The 23,079-nt window shown below is 63.1% G+C and carries 23 protein-coding genes; 15 read left to right on the top strand and 8 right to left on the bottom strand.

The features are described 5' to 3' along the window. Positions 1–132 precede the first annotated feature (132 nt). From serB to leuA, 6 genes are all read left to right on the top strand, one after another. The gene (gene serB / locus FZZ93_RS17885) at positions 133–1,344 is read left to right on the top strand and encodes a phosphoserine phosphatase SerB (RefSeq protein ID WP_149323658.1); all 1,212 of its coding nucleotides are present in this window, start codon (positions 133–135) and stop codon (positions 1,342–1,344) included. A gap of 10 nt (positions 1,345–1,354) precedes the next feature. Then, positions 1,355–2,215, top strand: coding sequence for an ion transporter (locus FZZ93_RS17880; protein WP_149323657.1), 861 nt, complete (start codon positions 1,355–1,357; stop codon positions 2,213–2,215). 80 nt (positions 2,216–2,295) lie between these two features. Further along, positions 2,296–3,339, top strand: a complete 1,044-nt coding sequence (locus FZZ93_RS17875) for a M4 family metallopeptidase (RefSeq protein ID WP_149323656.1) — start codon at positions 2,296–2,298, stop codon at positions 3,337–3,339. Beyond that, positions 3,336–3,692: a protealysin inhibitor emfourin gene (locus tag FZZ93_RS17870; RefSeq protein ID WP_149323655.1), complete on the top strand. Its 357-nt coding sequence runs from the start codon at positions 3,336–3,338 to the stop codon at positions 3,690–3,692. The genes FZZ93_RS17875 and FZZ93_RS17870 overlap by 4 nt, the downstream gene beginning before the upstream one ends. 146 nt (positions 3,693–3,838) lie before the next feature. Next, positions 3,839–3,970 (top strand): hypothetical protein, encoded by a 132-nt coding sequence (locus tag FZZ93_RS18645; protein WP_281290389.1) that lies wholly within the window; start codon positions 3,839–3,841, stop codon positions 3,968–3,970. Between the two features lie 29 nt (positions 3,971–3,999). Then, on the top strand, positions 4,000–5,706 hold the full coding sequence (gene leuA / locus FZZ93_RS17865; protein ID WP_149323654.1) for a 2-isopropylmalate synthase: 1,707 nt from the start codon (positions 4,000–4,002) through the stop codon (positions 5,704–5,706). Positions 5,707–5,813: 107 nt separating this feature from the next. Here the strand turns inward: leuA and epmB are convergent, their stop codons facing one another. After that, positions 5,814–6,830, bottom strand: a complete 1,017-nt coding sequence (gene epmB, locus FZZ93_RS17860) for an EF-P beta-lysylation protein EpmB (protein ID WP_149323653.1) — start codon at positions 6,828–6,830, stop codon at positions 5,814–5,816. Between the two features lie 108 nt (positions 6,831–6,938). On the opposite strand from epmB, the gene efp reads away from it, so the two are divergent. Together efp and epmA are read left to right on the top strand one after the other, a co-directional pair. Further along, a complete protein-coding gene (efp, locus tag FZZ93_RS17855) occupies positions 6,939–7,505 on the top strand; it encodes an elongation factor P (RefSeq protein ID WP_041601895.1) in 567 nt (188 codons plus the stop codon). Between the two features lie 198 nt (positions 7,506–7,703). Then, positions 7,704–8,678: an EF-P lysine aminoacylase EpmA gene (gene epmA / locus FZZ93_RS17850; RefSeq protein ID WP_149323652.1), complete on the top strand. Its 975-nt coding sequence runs from the start codon at positions 7,704–7,706 to the stop codon at positions 8,676–8,678. Here epmA and asd read toward each other — a convergent pair whose 3' ends face one another. The 3 genes from asd to rsgA all read right to left on the bottom strand — a co-directional run bounded on the left by asd (position 8,679) and on the right by rsgA (position 11,611). Next, on the bottom strand, positions 8,679–9,566 hold the full coding sequence (asd, locus tag FZZ93_RS17845) for an archaetidylserine decarboxylase (protein ID WP_149323651.1): 888 nt from the start codon (positions 9,564–9,566) through the stop codon (positions 8,679–8,681). Between the two features lie 138 nt (positions 9,567–9,704). Continuing rightward, positions 9,705–10,535: a sulfurtransferase gene (locus FZZ93_RS17840; protein ID WP_187774569.1), complete on the bottom strand. Its 831-nt coding sequence runs from the start codon at positions 10,533–10,535 to the stop codon at positions 9,705–9,707. Between the two features lie 14 nt (positions 10,536–10,549). Further along, on the bottom strand, positions 10,550–11,611 hold the full coding sequence (gene rsgA, locus FZZ93_RS17835; protein ID WP_149323649.1) for a small ribosomal subunit biogenesis GTPase RsgA: 1,062 nt from the start codon (positions 11,609–11,611) through the stop codon (positions 10,550–10,552). An 86-nt stretch (positions 11,612–11,697) separates the two neighbouring features. Here rsgA and orn point away from each other — a divergent pair, with 86 nt between their 5' ends. After that, on the top strand, positions 11,698–12,291 hold the full coding sequence (orn, locus tag FZZ93_RS17830; RefSeq protein WP_149323648.1) for an oligoribonuclease: 594 nt from the start codon (positions 11,698–11,700) through the stop codon (positions 12,289–12,291). Between the two features lie 54 nt (positions 12,292–12,345). On the opposite strand, the gene FZZ93_RS17825 is transcribed toward orn, so the two are convergent. Then, positions 12,346–13,149 carry an SIMPL domain-containing protein gene (locus tag FZZ93_RS17825; protein ID WP_246146291.1) on the bottom strand — a complete coding sequence of 268 codons (804 nt, stop codon included), beginning with the start codon at positions 13,147–13,149 and terminating at the stop codon, positions 12,346–12,348. A gap of 194 nt (positions 13,150–13,343) precedes the next feature. Here FZZ93_RS17825 and FZZ93_RS17820 point away from each other — a divergent pair, with 194 nt between their 5' ends. Next, the gene (locus tag FZZ93_RS17820) at positions 13,344–14,459 is read left to right on the top strand and encodes an AI-2E family transporter (RefSeq protein WP_149323646.1); all 1,116 of its coding nucleotides are present in this window, start codon (positions 13,344–13,346) and stop codon (positions 14,457–14,459) included. A 66-nt stretch (positions 14,460–14,525) separates the two neighbouring features. On the opposite strand, the gene trxA is transcribed toward FZZ93_RS17820, so the two are convergent. Further along, positions 14,526–14,849: a thioredoxin gene (gene trxA, locus FZZ93_RS17815; protein ID WP_149323645.1), complete on the bottom strand. Its 324-nt coding sequence runs from the start codon at positions 14,847–14,849 to the stop codon at positions 14,526–14,528. Positions 14,850–15,084: 235 nt separating this feature from the next. Here trxA and cysB point away from each other — a divergent pair, with 235 nt between their 5' ends. Then, positions 15,085–16,056 carry an HTH-type transcriptional regulator CysB gene (gene cysB / locus FZZ93_RS17810; RefSeq protein ID WP_149323644.1) on the top strand — a complete coding sequence of 324 codons (972 nt, stop codon included), beginning with the start codon at positions 15,085–15,087 and terminating at the stop codon, positions 16,054–16,056. An 82-nt stretch (positions 16,057–16,138) separates the two neighbouring features. Here the strand turns inward: cysB and FZZ93_RS17805 are convergent, their stop codons facing one another. After that, positions 16,139–16,759 (bottom strand): phosphoadenosine phosphosulfate reductase domain-containing protein, encoded by a 621-nt coding sequence (locus tag FZZ93_RS17805; RefSeq protein ID WP_149323643.1) that lies wholly within the window; start codon positions 16,757–16,759, stop codon positions 16,139–16,141. A 119-nt stretch (positions 16,760–16,878) separates the two neighbouring features. Beyond that, complete coding sequence (gene pabB, locus FZZ93_RS17800) at positions 16,879–18,231, bottom strand: aminodeoxychorismate synthase component I (RefSeq protein WP_149323642.1); 1,353 nt, start codon at positions 18,229–18,231, stop codon at positions 16,879–16,881. A gap of 229 nt (positions 18,232–18,460) precedes the next feature. Here pabB and FZZ93_RS17795 point away from each other — a divergent pair, with 229 nt between their 5' ends. The 4 genes from FZZ93_RS17795 (at position 18,461) to prpD (ending at position 22,862) form a co-directional block, all read left to right on the top strand. Continuing rightward, complete coding sequence (locus FZZ93_RS17795) at positions 18,461–19,192, top strand: GntR family transcriptional regulator (RefSeq protein WP_149323641.1); 732 nt, start codon at positions 18,461–18,463, stop codon at positions 19,190–19,192. An 11-nt stretch (positions 19,193–19,203) separates the two neighbouring features. After that, positions 19,204–20,094 (top strand): methylisocitrate lyase, encoded by an 891-nt coding sequence (prpB, locus tag FZZ93_RS17790; protein WP_149323640.1) that lies wholly within the window; start codon positions 19,204–19,206, stop codon positions 20,092–20,094. A gap of 56 nt (positions 20,095–20,150) precedes the next feature. Continuing rightward, positions 20,151–21,278, top strand: a complete 1,128-nt coding sequence (gene prpC / locus FZZ93_RS17785; RefSeq protein ID WP_149323639.1) for a bifunctional 2-methylcitrate synthase/citrate synthase — start codon at positions 20,151–20,153, stop codon at positions 21,276–21,278. Between the two features lie 99 nt (positions 21,279–21,377). Beyond that, the gene (prpD, locus tag FZZ93_RS17780; RefSeq protein WP_149323638.1) at positions 21,378–22,862 is read left to right on the top strand and encodes a 2-methylcitrate dehydratase; all 1,485 of its coding nucleotides are present in this window, start codon (positions 21,378–21,380) and stop codon (positions 22,860–22,862) included. Positions 22,863–23,079 lie beyond the last annotated feature (217 nt).

The raw sequence follows: 23,079 nt of genomic DNA, 5'->3' as shown, positions 1-23,079 counted from the left end.
GAGCTACGAGCTACGAGCTACGAGCTACGAGCTACGAGCTACGAGCTACGAGCTACGAGCTACGAGCTACGAGCTACTGAGAATTTCGTGTCTCGATGCTCGTGGCTCGCGTCGCCTAATATTGAGGTTGTCATGACACGACGAGTTTTGATTCGCGCGACCGGCAGTGCCCGCCCCGGTCAACTGGCGGGCCTGGGGCGCGCCCTGGCGATCAGCGGTGCCCGGTTACTGGATATCAACCAGAGCGTGACCTTCGGGATCGTTTCCCTCGAGGCGCTGGTGGGACTGGATCGCGAGGCCGATCTCGAAGGCGCGCTGTCGGCGGCGGGTGACGAGCTCGGGCTAGCTGTCCAGGCAATCCAGGTCAGTGCCGAGGACTACCACCGCTGGACCCTGCAGGCCGGCCAGCCGCGCCTGATCATGACGCTGCTGGCACCGCACCTGCCGGCCGGGATTTTGGCCGAGGTCGGTGCCTTGACCGCCGAGCAGGGACTGACCGTGGAGCTGATCCATCGGCTTTCCGGGCGCGAACCACTGGATGGCGAGGTGCCGAAACATGGTGCCTGTGTCGAGTGCTGGCTGCGTGGCGACGAGGTGGATATCGAGACGCTGCGCGAGAAGGCCCTGGCGCTGGGCGCGGCGCACGGTATCGATATTGCCCTGCAGGAGGATTCGATCTGGCGCCGTCATCGTCGCCTGGTGTGTTTCGACATGGATTCGACCCTGATCCAGACTGAGGTGATCGACGAACTGGCGCGTCGCCATGGCGTCTTCGAGGAGGTAGCTGAGGTCACCGAGCGCGCCATGCGCGGCGAGCTGGATTTCCAGCAGAGCTTTCGCGAGCGCATGGCCAAGCTCAAGGGCCTCGATGAATCGGTACTTGCCGAGATCGCCGAGCAGTTGCCCCTGATGGACGGCGTGGAGCGCCTGATGCGTCATCTCAAGCGACTCGGCTATCGCACTGCCATTCTGTCCGGCGGTTTCACCTACTTCGCCGAATATCTCCAGCAACGCCTCGGCTTCGACGAGGTGCATGCCAACGAGCTGGTGATCAAGGACGGCAAGGTGACCGGCGAGGTCCACGAGCCGATCGTCGATGCCGAGCGCAAGGCGCAACTGTTGCATGAAATCGCCGAGCGGGAAGGGCTCGCCATGGAACAGACCATCGCCGTGGGCGATGGTGCCAATGACCTCAGGATGCTGGCTGCCGCCGGTCTGGGCATCGCCTTCCGAGCCAAGCCGCTGGTGCGGCAGCAGGCCAGGCAGAGCATTTCCACGCTCGGCCTCGATGCCGTGCTTTACCTGATCGGGTACCGGCAGGTGGATCTGGAGAAAACAGGGTGAAATGAGCGGCGTGAGTACGTACTTTCTGACCTGGCGCGACCGCTTCGAGCGCATCCGTGCCAACAAGATCTTCGAGGCGGTGGTCATTGCCATCATCATCGTCTCGGCCCTGCTGATCGGCGCCAAGACCTACGAGGAAACCAGCCGCTTTCACTATTGGCTGCTGGCGCTGGATATGGCGGTCACGGTGTTCTTCCTGGTGGAGATCGTGATCCGCATGGCGGCGGAGAAACGCCTGCGAGACTTCTTCAAGCAGGGCTGGAATGTCTTCGATTTTCTGATCGTTACGGCGAGCCTGATTCCGATGGGCGAGTCGGACATGGTCCTGCTTGCGCGATTGCTGAGGATCTTCCGGGTACTGCGGCTGGTCTCGATGATTCCCGAGCTGCGCATGCTGATGGCTGCGCTGGTCAAGTCGATACCGCGCATGGGTTATGTGGCGCTGTTGATGTTTATCATCTTCTATATTTACGCCGCGATCGGTAGCTTCCTGTTTGCTGGTGTCGACGACTATCTCTGGGGCAATATCGCCGTTTCCATGCTGACGTTGTTCCGTATTGCGACCTTCGAGGACTGGACCGATGTCATGTATGCCACCCAGGAAGACTTCGCCTGGAGCTGGCTGTATTACTTGACGTTCATTTTCCTCACTGCCTTCATTTTCCTGAACATGATGATCGGTATCGTGCTGGACGTGATGCAGAAGGAAAGCATGGCGATCGAGCTGGAAAGTGGCGAAGGCGAGGCGGCCGAGATACAGGGGCTGCGGGGTGACGTGCGTGAATTGCATGAGCAGGTGACAAGGCTGGAGAACCTGCTGATCCAGCAGAATGGAGATCCATCATCCAGGAGACCGACCGACGAATCCTGACGATTCATGGAACGAATCCGGCCATGTGATTCTCCAAAACGACATTGGTCAAGACCGGATTGATCGCAAGGAGGACGAGCATGAAGACTGACCAGCAACCGGCGATTCGCCCCTTTCTGCCGCCTTACCTGCTCGAGCGCATCGCCGGTTCGAGCGATGCCAGACGGCGTGATCGCGCTTACCGCACGCTTCACGATGACCGGGGACTGCGTGCACGGGCCGGCACTGCCGAACTGCCGGAAGGCAATTCACGACGCGGTGAGCCCGTGCGTCATGTCCACTCCGCCGGCCATGCCCGCGAGCTGCCGGGCGAGCGGGTGCGCAGCGAGGGCCAACCGGCCAGCGGCGACCCCGCCGTCGACGAGGCCTATGAAGGGCTAGGGGCGACCTACCGGCTCTATTGGGATGTGTTCCAGCGCCATTCTCTGGACGATCGCGGCATGGCATTACTGGCTACTGTGCATTATGGCCGGGAATACGAGAATGCCTTCTGGGATGGCCGGCAGATGGTGTTCGGCGATGGGGATGGCGAGCTCTTCAATCGTTTCACCATTGCTTTGGATATCATAGCCCACGAGCTGACCCATGGCGTGATTCAGCACGAAGCCGCGCTGGTCTACGCGGATCAGGCCGGAGCCCTCAATGAGTCCCTGGCGGACGTCTTCGGTAGCCTGGTCAAGCAGCATCGGCGGGGGCAGGACGTCGAGAGCGCCGACTGGCTAATTGGCGCCGGCTTGTTCACCGAACGAGTCGAGGGACGCGCACTGCGTTCCATGTCCGCGCCGGGCACCGCCTACGACGATCCACTCCTGGGACGTGATCCGCAGCCAGGCCACATGCGGGATTTCGTCGAGACCCGTGACGACAACGGCGGCGTGCACATCAATTCGGGCATTCCCAATCGGGCTTTCCACCTTGCCGCCATGGCGCTGGGCGGGAATGCCTGGGAAGCAGCGGGGCCGGTCTGGTACGACACTCTCGTCGACGAGCGCCTGGCCCGGGATAGCGACTTCGTCGCCTTCGCCGAGCTGACCCTGGACAATGCCGAACGGCGTTTCGGCGCCGACGGCCAGGTGGCACGGGCGGTGCGCGAGGCCTGGCGCGAGGTGGGGGTGCTGTCGTGAATGCCAAGGACGCCGCTCCACGCCTGACCGCCACCAGTGTACTGCGGCTGAGTCGTGAGGGAGGCGTGGCGCATATGCCGGGCCTGGCCAGACCGCGTCGGATTCGCTGCGACCGTTGCAGCGAGGCGCAGCGCGCCGAACTGCAGGCCCTGCTGGATGAGGCGGTGAGATACGGAGAGTGCCAGGCGCCAGGGGCCGACCGGCGCATATTGCATCTGGGCGTGGAAGAGGGCGGCGAGACGCCGACCTGGACCCTGAGTGTCAGCGAGGATTCCGTACCCGACACCTTGCTGCGCTGGTGGCGTCTTGCCGTCGAGGATTCGTTTTCGTCGGATGACGGCAACCCTGCTTGACACAGGCCTCGAGTCCTGATTTTCTAGAGGCATGAACACGACATCGTACAACCTCGTTTTCGACCTACGACTACTAGCCCGCTGCTGAGCGCGCCGGGCGACGGCGCTTGCGTCGCCCATTCGTAAGTCGATAACGAGGTTGTTCCATGTCCACTGTCATCACCAACGCCGACATCGCCGTTTTTCGTGACGCCATCATTGGCCGTCGACGCGAAGCGCGACCCGAATTTCCCGACGCCCCGTCTGCCTTCCGGCAGGCGGGGCGTCGTCGTTTGTAACCAGCCATTGCCCCAGGGAGAACGCCGTCATGATGCTCGATAACCCCTCCACCAAGTACCGTCCCTTCGTGGCCGTCGATCTGCCCGACCGGCAGTGGCCCAACCGGCGCATCGAGACGCCACCCCAGTGGTGCGCCGTCGATCTGCGCGACGGCAATCAGGCGCTCATCGATCCGATGGATCAGGAGCGCAAGCAGCGCTTCTTCGACCTGCTGGTGAAAATCGGCTTCAAGCAGATCGAGGTGGGCTTCCCCTCGGCATCGCAGACCGACTTCGACTTCGTGCGTTCGCTGATCGAGGACGACAAGGTGCCGGACGACGTCACCATTCAGGTGCTGACCCAGGCGCGCCCGCATCTCATCGATCGCACCTTTGAGGCCCTGAAGGGTGCCAAGAACGCCATCGTTCACGTCTACAACGCCACCGACCCGGTGTTCCGCCGCGTAGTATTCAACGTCGACAAGGCCGAGTGCATCCAGATCGCCGTGGACGCCACGACACGCATCCGTGAGCACATGGCGGCGGCAGCGGAAACCAACTGGACCTTCCAGTATTCTCCGGAACTGTTCTCCACCACCGAGATGGATTTCGCGGTGCAGATCGTCGACAAGGTCAGCGAGACGTTCGGCCCCACCGTCGAGGCGCCGATGATCGTCAACCTGCCGGCCACCGTAGAGTGCGCGACCCCCAACAACTATGCCGACCAGATCGAGTGGTTCTGCCGCCACATCGCCCGGCGTGACTGCTTGATCGTCAGTGTTCATCCGCACAACGACCGGGGGACCGGCGTCGCCGCAGCCGAGCTTGCGGTGATGGGCGGTGCCGACCGTGTCGAGGGCTGCCTGTTCGGCAACGGCGAGCGCACCGGCAACGTCGACCTCGTCACCCTGGCCATGAACCTCTATACCCAGGGCGTTCACCCGGGGCTCGATTTCTCCAACATCACGCCGATCATGCGCGAGGTGGAATACTGCAACCAGCTGCCGGTGCACCCGCGTCATCCCTATGTCGGCGACCTGGTGTTCACCGCCTTCTCCGGCTCCCACCAGGATGCCATCAAGAAGGGCATGGCGGCGCGTCGCGAGGATCCGGATGGCGTCTGGGAGGTGCCCTATCTGCCCATCGATCCGCTGGATGTCGGGCGCAGCTATGAGGCGGTGATTCGCGTCAACAGCCAGTCCGGCAAGGGCGGTGTGTCCTACTTGCTGGAACAGGAGCACGGCATCGAGCTGCCGCGTCGGCTGTCCATCGAGTTCAGCCAGGTGGTCCAGGAAGTGGCCGACCGGCTGGGCCGCGAGATCACGTCCGAGATGATCTATCAGGCCTTCCGCGACGAGTATCTGGAGAAGGACCGGCCCTTCGCCCTGGCCAGCCATCGCATGTCCTCGGAGCCCGACAGCCCGGTGGTGAATCTCGAGGCGACCATCGAGGAAGATGGAGCCCGACGGACCATCCTGGGGCAGGGCAACGGCCCGCTGGCCGCCTTCGTCAAGTCGCTGGCCGCTGAAGGGCATGACGTGGAAATCATCGATTACCACGAGCATTCCCGGGGGCAAGGGGCGGACGCCGAGGCGATCGCCTATGTCGAGGTACGCATCAACGGCGAGGCCGTATTCGGGGTCGGCACCGATGAAAGTATCACCAGCGCCTCGATCAAAGGCGTGCTGAGCGCCATCAACCGGCAACTCTCCACCGAAGCGCCAGCGCCCAACGTCACCGCTGAAACCCTGGCCTGACCCGGCTGCGCCGGGCTCAGGCCAGCGGTAAGCTTTAAGCTGTAAGTCAAAACCCCCAAGGTCTCGCCTGGGGGTTTTCTTATCGCTTACGGCTTACGGCTTATAGCTTAGATCGGCGTCTTACTGGCTTCTCCGGGGATTTCCCGTACCAGTGTCGGCATCAAGAAACCGGGCAGTTCGCGGCGCATCGCGTCGACCAGCGTTCTCGCCGTGTCGTCGTCGATCTCGAAATGGGCGGCGCCGTCGACCGGATCCAGCACGTGCAGGTAGTAGGGCAGCACATCGGCTTCGAACAGCCGTTCGGAGAGAGCCGTCAGGGTGGGGACGTCGTCGTTGATGCCGGCCAGCAGCACGCTCTGGTTGAGCAGGGTCGCGCCGGCGTCGCGCAGTCGACGGCAGGCGTCGATGACCGCATCGTCGATCTCATTGGGATGGTTGATGTGCAGCACCACGACCTTCTGCAGTCGGGTACGGCCCAGCCAGTCGAGCAGGGCGCCGTCGATGCGGTCGGGGATCACTACCGGCAGGCGGGTGTGGATGCGCAGTCGCTTGAGGTGGGGGATCGCCTCGAGTCGTTCCACCAGCCAGCCGAGCTGGCGATCGCTGGCTGCCAGCGGATCGCCGCCGGAGAGAATGGCCTCGCGAATCGAGGCGTCGCCGCGCAGGTAGTCCAGGGTGTCGGCCCACTGGGCGCGGGACGGGGCATTCTCGTCATAAGGGAAATGCCGGCGAAAGCAGTAGCGACAGTTGATCGCACAGGCGGGACTGGCGATCAACAGCACGCGTCCGGCGTACTTGTGGATCAGGCCGCGCCTGGGCGTATGTTCGCGCTCTTCCAGCGGGTCGGTGACAAAGCCCGGTGTCGAGCGGCTTTCCTCGTCCAGGGGCAGTACCTGTCTCAGCAGGGGGTCGTGCGGGTCGCCCGGCTGGATACGTGCCAGGTAGGCCTCCGGTACGCGCACTTCGAACAGCGCGTGGCCGGTTTCGGCGCCGGGCCACCAGCGTTGCTCCAGCCCCAGGCGACGGCACAGCTCGCGAGGGTCGCGAATGGCACCGCTGAGCTGGGTCTGCCATGAGCCCACCGTTGTGGAGCACTGCAAAGAAAGAGGGCTTCGGGTTATCATGCGCGACACCAGTCGATACGTGCGAGGGTCTGACCCTCGAAACATGTCTCTTGCTTGCGCGCGCCCTCGACCTCGGTCGGCGGCGCGCTCGAATATGGGTAAAACATCATGGCGAACTATTCTACCAACGAATTCAAGGGCGGTCTGAAGGTCATGCTGGATGGCGATCCCTGCGCCATCCTCGAGAACGACTACGTCAAGCCGGGCAAGGGCCAGGCCTTCAATCGGGTCAAGCTGCGCAACCTGATGACCGGCCGTGTCTGGGAGCGCACCTTCAAGTCCGGCGAATCCCTGGAAGGTGCCGATGTCCTCGAGCTGGACATGGAGTACCTGTATACCGACGGGGAGATGTGGTACTTCATGCTCAACGATGGCTCCTTCGAACAGTACCCGGTGGAGAAGAAGGCCCTGGGCGACACCGAGAAGTGGCTCAAGGAGCAGGTGGTCTACACCGTCACGCTGTGGAACGACAACGTCATCAACGTCACGCCGCCGAACTTCATCGAGCTCGAGGTGACCGAGACCGATCCCGGCCTCAAGGGTGACACGGCCCAGGGTGGTTCCAAGCCGGCCACGCTCTCCTCCGGTGCCGTGGTGCGCGTGCCGCTGTTCATCAACGAGGGCGAGGTGTTGAAGGTGGATACCCGCACCGGCGAATACGTTTCCCGCGCGTGATGAAGGGCCCTTCCTGCGCTCGCTCATACGACGTTGAATCCCGGGGCGGCTTGCTCATTTAGCGCTGCTAAACTCCGTCACCTTACCCGGGGTTCGCCTTGTCTGAGCTTCGCTCGGAGAGGGCGCTAGCCAGGAAAATCTTGTCCACGAGGCCACATTCTTGCGGGTGTGGCCTTTATCGTATCTGGGGGAAGTTTGATGGCGACCGACTGGCGGCCCTCGGCGGAGATCGCGACCCTGCGCGAGCGGGCTCGGTTGATCGGCGAGGTGCGTGCCTTCTTCGCCGAGCGTGGCGTCTGGGAGGTGGAGACGCCGGTGCTTGGCCATGGTGGCAGCACGGACGTGCATCTGGCGTCGTTGTCCTGTGTGGCGACCACGCCGGCAGGGCGTGAACGCCTGTGGTTGCAGACCTCGCCGGAGTTCCACATGAAGCGACTCCTGGCGGCGGGCAGTGGCCCGATCTTCCAACTGGCCAGGAGTTTTCGCGATGGCGAAGTGGGGGCACGACACAATCTCGAGTTCACCATGCTGGAGTGGTATCGCCCCGGATTCGGACTGAATGCGCTGATCGAGGAAACGACGCAACTGATCCGGCGAGTGTTGCCCGATGATCCCGGTCCCGTGCGTCTCCGCCGCTATCGCGAGTTGTTTCGTCATCGGCTCGGGATCGATCCCTTCACCGAATCCCTGGGCGGGCTGCGTCGTCTGGCGGAGGCTCAGGGCGGTTTGTCGATGGATGAGGCCGCCCGGGATGAGTGTCTCGACCTGCTGATGAGCCTGGCCATCGAACCCGATCTGGGGCATGAGGGGCTCGATGTGGTGGTCGATTACCCGGCCGACCAGGCGGCGTTGGCGCGTCGGCACCGCGACCCGGAGGATGGTCAGTGGGTGGCCTCGCGTTTCGAAGTCTATTGCCGGGGGCTCGAACTGGCCAATGGCTATGACGAACTCACCGATGCCGAGGAACAGCGGGCACGCTTCGAGGCCGACAAGGCCGCTCGCCGGAGCGCTGGGCTGCCCGAGGTGGACAGCGACGCACGGCTGGTGGCGGCGTTGGCCTCGGGCATGCCCGAAGGCAGTGGTGTGGCGCTCGGCCTCGATCGATTGATCCAGCTGGCACTGGGCAAGACGAGTGTGGCCGAGGTGATGGCGTTTTCTACGCCCCAAGCCTAGCTAGACCTGACCCTCGCTCTCCGGCTTTTCAGATGACAACGCCTGGGCGGGCTTGGAAAGGCCGCCCAGGTTTTCTCCCATCTGCACTTTGCGTTCCCGTTCCCCGGGAACGAAATCGACCGGTTCGGCGAAGGCCATCACCACGGTGGAGCCGAGCTTGAAGCGACCCATTTCCTCGCCTTTCTCCAGATGCACCGGGGTGTCGAAGCGGATGCGCTGAACGCCGCTTCGGGGCAGGGGCGTGATCTGGCCGGCCCAGACGGTCTCGATGCCGGCGACGATCATGGCGCCGACCAGCACCAGGGCCATGGGGCCGTGTTCGGTGTCGAAATGGCAGACCAGGCGTTCGTTGCGGGCGAACAGCCGGGGGACGTGCCGCGTGGTGGCGGCGTTCACCGAGAACAGTCGGCCAGGCACATAGGTCATCTCGCGCAATGTACCGGCCAGTGGCATGTGCACCCGGTGGTAGTCGCGAGGGGAAAGGTAGACGGTGGCGAAGCTGCCGCCGTGGAAACGGAATGCAGTATCGTCGTCGCCGCCGAGCAATTCGCTGACGGTGAATTCATGCCCCTTGGCCTGGATCAGCCGTCGCGCCTCGATAGCGCCGAATCGGGATAGGGTGCCATCGGCGGGCGAGACCAGGTCCTCGCCGAGCGGACGGGTGCCTTCCTTCAAGGGACGGGTGAAGAAGTCGTTGAAGCTGGCATAGGCGCTCGGATTCGGCTGACGAGCCTCGTTCATGTCGACGCCAAAGCGACGGATGAAGGCGCGAATGGCGAGATCCTTGATCCAGGGTACCCGGCAGTCGGCAAGGCGGCCCACCAGGCGCGACAGGGCATGGTGGGGCAGCGGGTACTGGATCAGGGCAAAGAGTTTGGCTAGGGTCACGTGGAAGCGTTCCGGTCAGTGAAGGGGAAGCGCGGCTACGCCGCTATAAGAAGAAAGACCGGTGCTTCGCACCTGGAAGAGGGAAGAAGGGCATCCACCCTCTCTTCCTTCTTCGCTCTCCCTTCTCCGTTCTTGCCGTCAGGACTTTTCGATCGGCGTATCGTCGCGATTGCCCCACTCCTTCCAGGAGCCGGCGTAGCCGCGCATATTGAACCCCAATGCCTTGCCGACCAGCCAGGTGAAGCCGCTGCGGTGGTGGCTCTGGCAGTGAGTGGCGATTTCCATGTCGGGGGTCAGGCCAAGGGCTTCCAGCTCGGTGATCAATTCCGCGTAGTCGCGAATGCGCAGCTGGCGCTCTTTGTCCATGGCGTCGGTCCAGTCGAGGTTGACCGCGCCGGGGATATGGCCGAGGCGCTTGTTGTCGCCCTTGGTGCCCAGATATTCCTCCCGGCTGCGCGCGTCCCAGACCGCAAAGCCCGGCTCGCCCAGTCGCTCGGCAATCTCGTGGCGATCGATGGCGACGTCGGGGTGGCGGATCTCGGCTTCGTAGTCACTCGGTGCCGGGGTACGGGGCTCGGTCGACACTGGCTGGCCGGCGGCCTGCCAGGCGTGAATGCCGCCATTGAGGTAGGAGTAGCGGGTGTGGCCGAGCAGCTCCAGGGTCCACAGCAGGCGGCCCGCCCAGCCGCCGCCTTCGTCATCGTAGGCGACCACGTGGGTGTCCCGGGTCAGGCCGAGGTCCGAGAACAGGCGCGACAGGGCTTCCTCCGAGGGCACCTCGTTGGGAACATCGCCTTCGCCGCGCAGCAGACGGCGATGATCCAGGTAAACGGCGCCGGGTACATGCCCTTGTTGATGGCTTTCGGCCTTCAGGGGCACGTCGACGATCAGCAGCTCCGGCGCGTCGAGGTGCTCGGCAAGGCGTTCGGGTTCGACGATCAACGGCAAGAGGTTGTCTTCGGAGCTCATGGCGTTCTCCTGGCTCAGTTTTCTTCGAGACTATCGACGATATGCCGATAGCTGGCAAACCGGTCGGCATGAATCTCGCCACGTTCGACGGCGTTGAGCAGGGCACAGCCTGGTTCGGCGCGGTGGCGACAGTCGCGGAAGCGGCAATGCCCCAGGTAGTCGCGAAATTCGATGAAACCGTCGGCGACCTGGTCGGCGTTCAGGTGTGTCAGCCCGAATTCGCGGATTCCCGGGGAATCGATCAGCTCACCGCCGCTGTCTTCCTCGCCCGGGGCGCCATCCGGCGCATTGTCGGTGGTGGAGGACGGGAGCCGGTAGAGCCGCGCCGTGGTGGTGGTATGGGTGCCCTTGCGGCTGTCCGCCGAGAGCGCGCCGATGCGCAGGTCTTCGTTGGGCAGCAGGCGGTCGATGAGCGAGGACTTGCCCACGCCGCTCTGGCCGACGAACACCGAGGTGCGGTCCTTCAACTGTCGGTGCAGGGCATCGAGTCCGCTGCTGGTGGCCGTGGTGGTGGTCACCACCGGGTAACCGAGAGCGGCATAGCGGTCCAGCAGGGTGCGCAGCTCACCGCCCTCGTCGGGTAGCAGGTCGACCTTGTTGAGCACCAGTACCGGCGCGATGCCGGTGGCCTCGGCAGCGACCAGGTAACGGTCGATGAGGTTGGAGTGGGGCTCGGGTTCCACGGCGAAGACGATCAGAATCTGATCGATGCCGGCCGCCACGGGCTTGAGGCGGCCGCGCGCATCGGGGCGTTCCAGCACATTGTCGCGCGGTTGCCGGGCGACCACAACGCCGCTGCCATCCTGGCCGGCTCGCCAGACCACCCAGTCGCCGGTGACCAGCCCCTCGAGGTTGGCACGCAGATGGCAGCGTACTGCGTCACCGCCATCTGTGGGGGCAACCTCCAGGCTGCGGCCGAAGTGAGCGATCACCCGGCCGGACTGTTCGGGACCGTATTCGCCGGCGGCCAGCCGCGCGGTATCGCGGCCGTCGCGTTGCTCGGCGCGTTTGGTGCGTTCGGCGTGGATCTTTTCGATGCGCCAGCGCTGCTGGCGGCTCAACTTGCGTTTGCTCATGATGGCCCGGAGGTCGGTACAATGGCGGTATTGTACTCACCAACGGGTCCGGCTGTCGCCAGCCGGCCACCCAGCGAGGAACTCCCATGGCCGCAATGAACGATACGCAAGATCCCCGCACCCAGCGTCTGGTATGGATCGATCTGGAAATGACGGGGCTCGATCCCGAACGTGAGCGCATCATCGAGGTCGCCACTCTGGTCACCGATGCCGACCTGAACGTGGTGGCCGAGGGGCCAGTGATCGCCGTCCATCAGCCCGATGCGTTGCTCGGGGCCATGGACGACTGGAACCGGAAGACCCATGGTGGCTCGGGACTGACCGAGCGGGTGCGTGCCAGCGCTATCGATACCGCCGAGGCCGAGCGGCGTACCCTGGCATTTCTCCACGAGCATGTAGCTCCCGGAACGTCGCCGATGTGCGGCAACAGCGTGCATCAGGATCGACGCTTCCTGGAGCGGGAGATGCCCGCGCTGCTGGCTTTCTTCCACTATCGCAACCTCGATGTCTCCACGCTCAAGGAACTGGCCAAGCGCTGGAATCCAGGGGCGCTTGTCGGCTTCAGCAAGCGCAACGTGCATCTGGCGATGGATGACATCAAGGAATCCATCGCTGAGCTGGCGCATTATCGCCGTACCTTTCTACGTCTGGATGACGAAGACAGCGACGAAGAAGAGTGACATTGCGGCGGGGTGGGCAAGCCTTTGAGGGGCTTGTCCACCCTCCACGATCGCTTACTGCTCGGATTGCTCGGACGCGGATTCGATAGCCCAACTGACATTGACCATAGCGTCGAGCGTGATGGTGCCGGGGCGGTATTCCGCGTTGGAGCCGGCGCTTTCAGGGGCGGCGTCGGCACTCATGGCCATCATGCGTGGCTGGAACACCGGGGCGTGATTCTCGCTCACGTTGATGACCGGGCCCAGGGTCACGTCCAGGGTCCGGGCCATCAGTTCGGCCTTGTGGCGTGCCTTTTCCAGTGCCTTGGTCAGCGCCTCGTCGGTGGCCTGTTCGCGGTCGGAGAGATCGTAGGTAACGCCGTCCAGGGCGTTGACGCCGGCCTCGGTGAGCGCGTCGAGCATCATCGGCAGGTCGTCGAGGTCGGCGATCTCGATCTGGAAGGGACGCTCCAGGCGGGTCCGTACCAGCGGAGTTGGTTCCGACTCGCCGTCACTCTTGCCTTGCAGGGATTCGGGCTGCACACGCAGCGATCCCGCACTGATGGCATCACGTTCCAGGCCGGCGTCTTCCAGGGTCTGGATCAAGGTGGTGGCGCGCTCCTCGAGGCGCTGGCGCGCCTTGGCCAGTGCTTCGGAATCGGTCTGGGTATCCTCGCGTTGGGCGACGGCGGGAGTACGTTCCCACAGGCGCGCGCTCAGGGTGGCCTCGTCCGGCACGACCTGAAGTTCGGCTTGGGCCTGGACATCCAGCCGGTTACGCGGCGTGTCCTGCTGTGCGGCGGCCAGCATGGGAGTGGCGAGCAGCAGAGCGGACAACAGGGCGCCCGGCAGTAACGGGCGGCGGTTAACAAGTGACATGGCGCTTTCCTTTTCGCGGTTGAAGTCTGTGCTTGGAGCCATCGGGATGGGATAGGGTTCCCTGATGCCTCCTCGATGTTTTGGAGTTGCGTATTTGCTGCACGATCCGGCGCCGTTCATGGGCCGGGTGCGTTGTGCCCCGGGATGGCAGGCGGCATCATGAGCACTCCTATCATCGGTGGAGTATGGCGGGCATGGCGCGACCCGACGACGATTTCGAGCGAAGCATTCCCCTCAACCTGACGCTGGCGCTGGCCGCACTCGTGGTCATCGTCGCGGGCATGCGGGTCGGGGCGGGCCTGCTGGTACCCCTGTTGTTGTCGCTGTTCATTGCGGTGGTCTGCACCGCGCCCGTGCAATGGCTGCACCGCCTGGGACTGAGTCAGCGCCTGGCGGTCTGGCTGACCCTGGTGGTGATTGGTGGCTTCATTTCACTGTTGGGAATCTTGCTGGTCAACAGCTTCGCTACCTTCGTCGAAGCATTGCCGGGGATCGAAGAGAAACTCTATCAGTATTATCTCGGGATCCTGGAGGGCCTGGCCAATCTGGGGCTGGCCATCGACACTGGCTGGCTTTCCGGTCTGTTCGATGCCGAAAAGTTCGGCAACTGGATTCCGGAACTGCTCGGTCAGGTGGGCAACCTGATGATGCAAAGCGTGGTGGTGGCCTTGCTGGTCATGTTCCTGCTCTTCGAGACTTTGAATTTTCGTGACAAGCTCTCGCGCGCACTTGCCAATCCGGCTCCGAGCCTGCGCCGCTTCCAAGAGTTCAGCATGACCCTGAAACGTTATCTGGCGGTCAAGACGCTCGTGAGCTTGGCCACCGGTGCCCTGATCTGGGTGGCTTGCCAACTGGTGGGCGTAGAGTTCCCGTTGCTTTGGGCGGTGCTGGCGTTCGCGCTCAATTACATCCCCAACATCGGCTCGGCGATCGCCGCGGTGCCACCGGTATTGCTGCTGGTGGTGTCGCCGGATGGAGGATTGTTCAAGGCGCTGATCCTCAGCGGTGCCTATCTGGGGGTCAACTTCGTGCTCGGCAACCTCATCGAACCCAGAGTGATGGGGCGCGCGCTGGGCTTGTCGACCTTCGTGGCGTTTCTGTCGCTGGTGGTCTGGGGGTGGATATTCGGTGTGGTGGGCATGCTGTTGTCGGTGGTGCTGACGATGACGCTCAAGATCGCGCTGGACAGCCATCCGCAGACACGCTGGATCGCGCATTTGCTTGGGCCGGGCACGACACCGATCGAGAAGGCCGATCGACCGCCCTCCGAACGTGATAGCGACGACAAGCGGGAAGGAGAGGACGCTTGAGCGTCGGTACTAACGGATGCGCCCCGGGCAAGCCCGGGGCGCGTCGCCAAGTCGACTCGGGATCGATCAGGCGTTCTGGTCGATGAACTGGGTCAACTGTGACTTTGACTGAGCACCAACCAGTGAAGCGACCTTGGCGCCGGACTTGAACAGCATTACGGTGGGCACGCCACGTACGCCCTGCTCGGCGGCGATTTCCGGTGCGTCGTCCACATTGATGCTGACGATCTTGAGGTTGCCTTCGCGTTCCTCGGCGACCTCGTCGACCACCGGCGCCATGACCTTGCAGGGACCGCACCAGGGAGCCCAGAACTTCAAGAGGACCGGGACCTCGGCATTGAGGACTTCCTGCTCGAAGTTGGCGTTGGTGACATCGACGTTATTGGCCATGGGATTCTCCAGTTACTACGTTGCGCGGCATCGCGCGGAAGATCAGGCATGCAAGCATGCTGGTCGGTCGATGGTAGCGGTCGACCGGGATGCTGGCAAATCCGCGTGCGACCTCGGCCGCATGCCGCTTCGTTCGAGTGACGATGTTCATGATATGCTATAAAGTAATCACAGATGATTTTTTTATGTCGCAATGGACTTTTGATGGTGTCGCGGCAGGCACGGGAGGAGGGTCATGAAGCTCCAGCAATTGAGGTATATCTGGGAAGTCTCGCGTCACAATCTCAATGTCTCGGCGACTGCCCAGAGTCTTTATACCTCGCAGCCTGGCATTTCCAAACAGATTCGTCTGCTCGAGGATGAACTCGGCGTCGAGATCTTCGCGCGCAGCGGCAAGCATCTGACCCGCGTCACGCCGGCGGGGGAGTCGATCATCGAGCTGGCCGGCCAGGTGCTGCGACTGACCGACAATATCAAGCATGTCTCCCAGGAACACAGTGATGAGCGGCGCGGCAGCATGGCCATCGCGACCACTCATACTCAGGCGCGCTACGCCCTGCCGCCGGTGATTCGCGAGTTCACCAACCGTTATCCGGATGTGGCGCTGCATATGCAGCAGGGGACACCGCGCCAGATTGCCCAGATGGTCAGTGACGGCCAGGCCGATTTTGCGATCTGCACCGAGTCGCTGGATCTGTTCAACGACCTGGTGTTGCTGCCTTGCTATCGCTGGAACCGCTGCGTGCTGGTGCCGCGGGACCATCCCTTGGCGGATGTTCAGCCCCTGACTCTGGAGGCCTTGGCCGAGCAGCCGCTGGTGACCTATGTCTTCGGTTTTACCGGACGCTCGCAACTCGATGACGCCTTTCGCTCCAAGGGGCTCTCGCCCAATGTGGTGTTGACCGCCGCCGACTCAGACGTGATCAAGACCTATGTGCGCCTGGGCATGGGCGTGGGCATCGTCGCCCACATGGCTGTCGATCCGGAGGAGGATGACGACCTGGTAGCGCTGGATGCCAGCCATCTGTTCGCCAGTTCGACCACCAAGATCGGCATTCGGCGCGGCACCTTCATGCGCGGCTACATGTACGATTTCCTCAAGGGTTTTGCCGGGCATCTGGAGCGGGAACTGGTGGAAGCTGCCCTGGAGGCCGGGCCTCGCCATGAGGAAGCCTTGTTCCGGGACATCGAGTTGCCGGTACGCTAAGCGTCCGGCGTCTCCGGCAAAATGCAGAAGCCCGTCCATCTGGACGGGCTTCTGCGTTGGTGAGGTGCCGGCGAGCCGAAGTTCAGTGCTGCAGATGCAGCCCGCACTCGCGCTTTTCCTCGACCTTGGTGGGGTCGAAGTAGTCGAACTCGTTGGGCAGGTCGTGGGCCTGCAGATACTGGTACATGTCGCGTGCCGTCCAGTGCAGTAACGGGGCGATCTTGAGCAGGCCATCGGCATTGCGCGTCACCGGTTCCATGCGAGCACGTTCCGGTGTGTCCTCGGCGCGCAGCGCGGTGAACCAGACATCCGGCGCCATCTCGCGCAACGCGCGATTGAAGGGCTCGAGCTTGACCTCTTCGGTGAAGGCCGCATGACGCGGGTCATCGATGCCCGGCGTGAGACCTTCGACGGCTTCGCGATGGGCCCGCGAACGCTTGGGCAGATAGGTGATCAGGTTGAGACCGAGGCGCTTGACGAGCGTATCGGCGAAGCGATAAGTCGCCTCGGTGTTGTAGCCGTGGTCCATCCACACGATGGGAATGTCCGGCCGCTGACGCGCCACCATGTGCAGGATGACCGCCTCGAAGGGACGAAAGTTGGTGGTGCAGATGGGCTGGCTGCCCTGTCCGAGGGACCAGCGAATCAGGGCTTCGGGGTCGTTGCCAAGATCACGGTTGATGACGTCGAGTTGCGGCTCCATAGGGAAGCTCCCGGATGGTGATGTTCAATCTGGATGCCACACTAGCAGAGCTGTGACCGGCTTCCCCAATACCGATTCATTGGATATTTATTCCTTTAGGTATTAACGGCGCCACTCCCTTATTCCTCGGCGTGTTGTTCATTCGGTGTTGCCAAGGCTTGCATCAGGTGTCGGATCTTGTCGAGGGTCTCGGTATATTCCTCATCGCCTCGTGAGTCCGCCACCAAGCCGCCGCCGCCCCAGAGGTGCAGTGTTCCCTCATCGGCCACGGCGGTACGAATGGCGATTGAGGTATCCATGCGGCCTCGCACGTCGACATAGCCCAGGCTTCCGCAGTAGGTGCTGCGGGCCGAGGGTTCCAGCTCGTCGATGATCTGCATGGCGCGCACTTTGGGCGCGCCGGTAATGGAACCGCCGGGGAAAGCGGCGGCCAGGAGCTCAAGCGGTGAGCGATCCACATCCAATTCGCCGGTGACCACGCTGACCAGATGGTGAACGTTGGCGTAGCTCTCCAGAGCGCAGAGTTGCGGCACGCGGACGCTGCCGGGGCGGCAGACCCGCCCCAGGTCGTTGCGTAGCAGGTCGACGATCATCACGTTCTCGGCGCGGTCCTTGACACTGCTAGTGAGCGCGTCGGCGAGAGCCCGGTCTTCCGCCTCTGTGCGACCGCGCGGGCGGGTGCCCTTGATTGGCCGGGTTTCCACATGGCCGTCGGTGCAATGCAGGAAACGTTCCGGAGAGAGCGACAAGATGCCTTGATCGTCCCAGGCGATGAAACCGGCGAAAGGCGTGGGTGTGGCACGCCGCAGGCGGAGGTAGGCGTGCCAGAGATCACCACTGTAGGGCGCGCTGAATCGTTGGGCGAGATTGATCTGGTAGCAGTCGCCGGCGCGAATGTAATGCTGCACGGCATCGAAGCGCCTCAGATAGTCCTCGCGGCTTTGTTCGGGCCGGAAAGGGCCGGTCAGGTGGAACGGGACGGTCATGGGCGAGGGCGCGTTCAGCCACGCCAGTACCTGGTCGCGTCGAGAGGCACTGGCCACCAGCCAGGCCTCGCGGCGCTGATGATCCTGGATGATGGCCCAGTCATAGAGGCCGACACGGCTGTCCGGGAGGTTGGCCACCGCCGTGGCGCTATCGGGAATCGGTTCGAGCCGATGTCCCAGGTCGTAGCTCCAGTAGCCGATCAGCCCGCCTAGGAAGGGCAGGTCGCTGTCGGGAACCTCGCAGGGCAGGCGTTCCAGCAGGGCCTGCTGTGCCGCGAAGGGCGCCGTCCGATCGCCGGTTGAACCACCACGCTGTGTCTCGAAGGTTTCCAGCGGGTCGCTCGAGAGGATGTCGTAGCGCCCGCCGGGGGCCTCGGGGCGGCCGCTGTCGAGCAGCACGGCTCCTGGCCGATGGCGCAGGGTTGCAAAGGTCTCCAGGGGAGAGCTCCGGTACGGCAGTGGAGTGATCTCGAGTGGTGATGTCATGGGACGCGCCTTGCCTCATCAAGGCGCCATATTCTAGGCGCCTTGATGCCGTTTGTCCCTGCCGCGCTGGAGTCTCCGATCAACGCAACCCTTCCATTGTCGACATCCATCAGGAAATGGCTTTTGTTGTCTACAACCAAAGGGGGAGGGTATTCCCTTCGGGCGCGTGTTGACCCGATAATGCGGGCTGGCTACAGTGCTTCCATTCTCTTTATTGTCGACAATCATCATGACCAACGCCCTACCCAGAACGGCCAGCACTCCCGAGGTTCGCACCCTGGCGGAACGGGTCTTTCAGCAGCTGCAGGATGCCATCGTGAGGGGCGAGCTGGCGCCGGGCAGCAAGATCACCGAACCCGGCCTGTCGCAGGCTTATGGCATTTCTCGCGGCCCTCTGCGGGAGGCCATGCGACGCCTGGAGGCGCATCGCTTGATCGAGCGGGTACCGCACGTCGGCGCCCGGGTGGTGAAGCTGTCGATCAAGGAGTTGCTGGAGCTCTTCGACGTTCGCGAAGCCCTCGAAAGCATGGCGGCGCGCCTGGCCGCCGAGCACATGAGTGCCGAAGAGATCGCCGGGCTGCGCGAGGTGCTGGCCGTGCACGAGCGGCAGTCGGACCTGCGTCGCGGGGAGGCCTACTACCAGCGCGAGGGCGACCTGGATTTCCACTATCGCATCGTTCAGGGCAGCCACAATCGCATGCTGATGGGGCTGTTGTGCGATGACCTCTACTATCTGGTGCGCATGTATCGCACCCAGTTCAGCGCCAGTGGCGCACGGCCCCAGCGAGCCTTCGTCGAGCACCATCGCATTGTCGATGCCATCGAGGCCGGTGACGCCGAGCTCGCCGAGTTGCTGATGCGTCGCCACGTCAGCGCTTCCCGGGAAAATGTCGTTGACCGATACACCGCTGCCCTGAATCAGGAGGGGGGAGCACTCGTACTGGAAACGCCCCAGTCATAATGGAGAACGTCATGACGCAATCAACGCCCGGCGCCCGCTTTCGCGCCGCTCTGGATGCTAACTGGCCGCTACCCGTCGTCGGAACCATCAATGCCTACACGGCGATGATGGCTGAGCGAGTCGGCCACCAGGCGATCTACCTGTCCGGTGGCGGTGTGGCCAACGCCTCCTTCGGTTTGCCCGATCTCGGCATGACGACCATGAACGACGTGGTTGAGGATGCTCATCGCATCTGCGGCGCAACCGATCTGCCGCTGCTGGTAGATATCGATACCGGCTGGGGAGGCGCCTTCAATATCTCGCGCACCGTCAAGGAGATGCAGCGTGCTGGCGTGGCCGCCGTGCATCTCGAGGACCAGGTGGCCCAGAAGCGCTGCGGCCACCGTCCCAACAAGGCTATTGTCTCCCAGCAGGAGATGGTCGACCGCATCAAGGCGGCGGCGGATGCCCGGATCGATCCGGCGTTCTACCTGATAGCTCGCACCGATGCCTTCCAGAAGGAAGGACTGGATGCGGCCATCGAGCGTGCCAATGCCTGCATCGAGGCGGGTGCCGATGCCATCTTCGCCGAAGCGGTGCATACCCTGGAGGATTACCGCGCCTTCTGCGAACGCGTCGATGCCCCGATCCTGGCTAACATCACCGAGTTCGGCGCGACGCCGCTGTTCTCCCAACAGGAGCTGGTCGAAGTGGGCTGTCGGATCGTGCTGTATCCGCTCTCCGCCTTCCGTGCCATGAATGCCGCGGCGCTCAATGTCTATCGGAGCATTCTCGACAACGGGCACCAGCGCGATGTGGTGGACCAGATGCAGACCCGGGAGGAGCTCTACGACTTCCTCAATTATCACGATTTCGAACGCAAGCTCGATGCCCTGTTCGCCGGCCAGGACGGCAAGGCGTAGACGGCAAAGAGTCAGCAGGGCGTTCGCCTAACGAGCCCATCACGAGGAGACACGACATGGCAGACAAACCGATTGGTGGCGCCGGCCTGCGTGGCCAGAGCGCCGGTTCCACGGCGCTATGCACCGTTGGCAAGTCCGGTTCCGGCTTGACCTATCGCGGCTTCGATATCAAGGAGTTGGCCGACAAGGCGCGGTTCGAGGAGGTGGCCTATCTATTGTTGAAGGGCAAGTTGCCCAACCAGGCCGAACTCGATGCCTATGTCGCCAAGCTCCAGGGGTTGAGGGGGCTGCCCGCGGCGCTCAAGACCGTGCTCGAGCAGATTCCGGCCGACGCCCACCCGATGGACGTGATGCGCACCGGCGCCTCCATGCTCGGCAACCTGGAAACCGAGGAGAGCTTCGAGCAGGAACAGGACATCGCCGATCGCCTGCTCGCCGTGCTGCCCTCGATCATCTGTTACTGGTATCGCTACTCCCATGACGGAGTGCGCATCGAGACCGAGACCGACGATGCATCGGTGGGGGGCCATTTCCTGCACATGCTGCGTGACGAGCCGGCTTCGGAACTGCATGCCCGGGTCATGAACGTCTCGCTGATCCTCTATGCCGAGCATGAGTTCAACGCCTCGACCTTCACCGCTCGGGTCTGCGCCTCGACGCTTTCCGACATGCACTCCTGCGTGACCGGGGCCATCGGCTCGTTGCGCGGCCCGCTTCACGGTGGCGCCAACGAGGCGGCCATGGCGATGATCGAGAACTGGCAGTCGGCCGACGAGGCCGAACGTGAACTGCTCGGCATGCTGGAGCGCAAGGAGAAGGTCATGGGCTTCGGGCACGCCATCTATCGTGAGTCCGACCCGCGTAACGCCATCATCAAACACTGGTCGAGCTGGCTCGCCGAGGATGTGGGCGACAGCGTTCTCTATCCGGTTTCCGAGCGTGTCGAAGACGTCATGTGGCGCGAGAAGAAACTGTTCTGCAACGCCGACTTCTTCCATGCCAGTGCCTACCACTTCATGGATATCCCGACCAAGCTGTTCACGCCGATCTTCGTCTGCTCGAGGGTCACCGGCTGGTGCGCCCATGTCTTCGAGCAACGCGAGAACAACCGCATCATTCGTCCGAGCGCCGACTATACCGGCCCCGAGAAGAGCGAGTGGGTGCCGATCGAACAGCGCGACTGATCGTCCCGCCTTTCATCGACTACCCGGCCATCGTCACCGTGCGTCTCGACGGTGGCGATGCCGGCCCCCGATCCCTTTCAAAATGAGGAAACCGTCTCAATGAGCCAGACCGTCGAAAGCAATGTCCGCCCGGACTATGACGTCGAGCTGCGCAAGATCGCCGATTACGTGCTCGACTATCGTATCGACAGCGACGAGGCGCTGGATACCGCGCGCAATTGCCTGATGGATACCCTGGGGTGCGGGTTGCTGGCGCTTCGCTTCCCGGAGTGCACCAAGCACCTGGGGCCACTGGTCGAAGGGACGGTGGTGCCGCATGGCGCTCGCGTGCCCGGCACTTCCTTCCGGCTGGATCCGGTCAAGGCCGCCTGGGATATCGGTGCCATCATCCGCTGGCTGGACTACAACGATACCTGGCTGGCCGCCGAGTGGGGGCATCCCTCCGACAATCTGGGGGGCATCCTGGCGGTGGCCGATCACCTGTCCCAGAAGCGGGTTGCCGAGGGCGAGGCGCCGCTGACCGTGCGCGATGTGCTCGAGGCCATGATCATGGCGCACGAGATTCAGGGCATTCTGGCCCTGGACAACTCCTTTAACCGCGTCGGGCTCGATCATGTGGTGCTGGTCAAGGTGGCCTCCACCGCCGTGACCGCCAAGATGATGGGCGCTGACCGTGAACAGCTATTGTCCGCGCTTTCTCATGCTTGGGCCGATGGCCAGAGCCTACGGACCTATCGCCATGCGCCCAATGCTGGTTCGCGCAAGAGCTGGGCGGCAGGCGATGCAACCTCCAGGGGCGTGCGTCTGGCCGATATCGCCCTGCGCGGCGAGATGGGCATTCCCGGGGTGCTGAGTGCGCCGCAATGGGGCTTCTACGACGTGGCCTTCAGCCATTCCAACAAGGACCTGTCGCTCAAACCATTGGAGGAGCGCAAGTTCACCTTTCAGCGGGATTTCGGCACTTACACCATGGAGAATGTGCTATTCAAGATTTCCTTCCCCGCTGAGTTCCATTCCCAGACCGCCTGCGAAGCAGCCGTCACGCTGCATCCGCAGGTCAAGGATCGCCTGGACGAGATCGACCGGGTCGTGCTGACGACCCATGACTCGGCGATTCGCATCATTTCCAAATCCGGTGCGCTCGCCAACCCCGCCGATCGCGATCACTGTCTGCAGTACATGACGGCGGTGCCGCTCATCTTCGGCAACCTGGTGGCCGAGCATTACGAGGATGACTTTCACGCCGCCAACCCGATCATCGACGAGCTGCGCGACAAGATGGAAGTCGTCGAGGACGAACGCTACTCCCGTGACTACTACGATCCCGAGCGTCGTTCCATCGCCAATGCCATCCAGGTGTTCTTCAAGGACGGCAGCGCCACCGACAAGGTCGAGGTCGAGTACCCGATCGGCCATCGCCGCCGCCGTGCCGAAGGCATTCCGGTGCTGGAAGAGAAGTTCAAGCGCAACCTGGCGACCCGTTTCCCGGGCGGTCGTTGCGAGGCGATCATGTCACTGTGCAAGGATCAGTCACGGCTCGAGAAGACCCCGGTCAACAAGTTCGTTGACCTGTTCGTGATCTGACGCCCTTTCACTCGGCCGCCAGGCGGCGGTCGAGTGAAGCCAGCCTTGGATGTCATGACGGCCTCGGCGATATTTCCATGGCAGGCTGGGTGAAGCTGGGCTATATTTTTTGTCGGCAGGGCTTGCATCGCCGCACAGAGATCCGTAAAGTACGCATCCGCTGCCGGCGACGGGCAACGTTGCAGGCGGTGAAGGGTGGCAGAAGCACCTGTTTTGC

Origin of the sequence: Halomonas eurihalina, from assembly GCF_008274785.1 — a bacterium.
Taxonomy (GTDB): Bacteria; Pseudomonadota; Gammaproteobacteria; order Pseudomonadales; family Halomonadaceae; genus Halomonas; species Halomonas eurihalina.
The sequence above is the reverse complement of the archived record's forward strand: the minus strand, read 5'-3'. Positions and strand labels throughout refer to the sequence as shown.

Coding starts and splice junctions, on each gene's coding strand:
- serB (WP_149323658.1), top strand. CDS start 133: ATGACACGACGAGTTTTGATTCGCGCGACCGGCAGTGCCCGCCCCGGT.
- FZZ93_RS17875 (WP_149323656.1), top strand. CDS start 2,296: ATGAAGACTGACCAGCAACCGGCGATTCGCCCCTTTCTGCCGCCTTAC.
- FZZ93_RS18645 (WP_281290389.1), top strand. CDS start 3,839: ATGTCCACTGTCATCACCAACGCCGACATCGCCGTTTTTCGTGACGCC.
- leuA (WP_149323654.1), top strand. CDS start 4,000: ATGATGCTCGATAACCCCTCCACCAAGTACCGTCCCTTCGTGGCCGTC.
- epmB (WP_149323653.1), bottom strand. CDS start 6,830: ATGATAACCCGAAGCCCTCTTTCTTTGCAGTGCTCCACAACGGTGGGC.
- efp (WP_041601895.1), top strand. CDS start 6,939: ATGGCGAACTATTCTACCAACGAATTCAAGGGCGGTCTGAAGGTCATG.
- epmA (WP_149323652.1), top strand. CDS start 7,704: ATGGCGACCGACTGGCGGCCCTCGGCGGAGATCGCGACCCTGCGCGAG.
- FZZ93_RS17840 (WP_187774569.1), bottom strand. CDS start 10,535: ATGAGCTCCGAAGACAACCTCTTGCCGTTGATCGTCGAACCCGAACGC.
- rsgA (WP_149323649.1), bottom strand. CDS start 11,611: ATGAGCAAACGCAAGTTGAGCCGCCAGCAGCGCTGGCGCATCGAAAAG.
- orn (WP_149323648.1), top strand. CDS start 11,698: ATGGCCGCAATGAACGATACGCAAGATCCCCGCACCCAGCGTCTGGTA.
- FZZ93_RS17825 (WP_246146291.1), bottom strand. CDS start 13,149: ATGTCACTTGTTAACCGCCGCCCGTTACTGCCGGGCGCCCTGTTGTCC.
- FZZ93_RS17820 (WP_149323646.1), top strand. CDS start 13,344: ATGGCGCGACCCGACGACGATTTCGAGCGAAGCATTCCCCTCAACCTG.
- trxA (WP_149323645.1), bottom strand. CDS start 14,849: ATGGCCAATAACGTCGATGTCACCAACGCCAACTTCGAGCAGGAAGTC.
- cysB (WP_149323644.1), top strand. CDS start 15,085: ATGAAGCTCCAGCAATTGAGGTATATCTGGGAAGTCTCGCGTCACAAT.
- FZZ93_RS17805 (WP_149323643.1), bottom strand. CDS start 16,759: ATGGAGCCGCAACTCGACGTCATCAACCGTGATCTTGGCAACGACCCC.
- pabB (WP_149323642.1), bottom strand. CDS start 18,231: ATGACATCACCACTCGAGATCACTCCACTGCCGTACCGGAGCTCTCCC.
- FZZ93_RS17795 (WP_149323641.1), top strand. CDS start 18,461: ATGACCAACGCCCTACCCAGAACGGCCAGCACTCCCGAGGTTCGCACC.
- prpB (WP_149323640.1), top strand. CDS start 19,204: ATGACGCAATCAACGCCCGGCGCCCGCTTTCGCGCCGCTCTGGATGCT.
- prpC (WP_149323639.1), top strand. CDS start 20,151: ATGGCAGACAAACCGATTGGTGGCGCCGGCCTGCGTGGCCAGAGCGCC.
- prpD (WP_149323638.1), top strand. CDS start 21,378: ATGAGCCAGACCGTCGAAAGCAATGTCCGCCCGGACTATGACGTCGAG.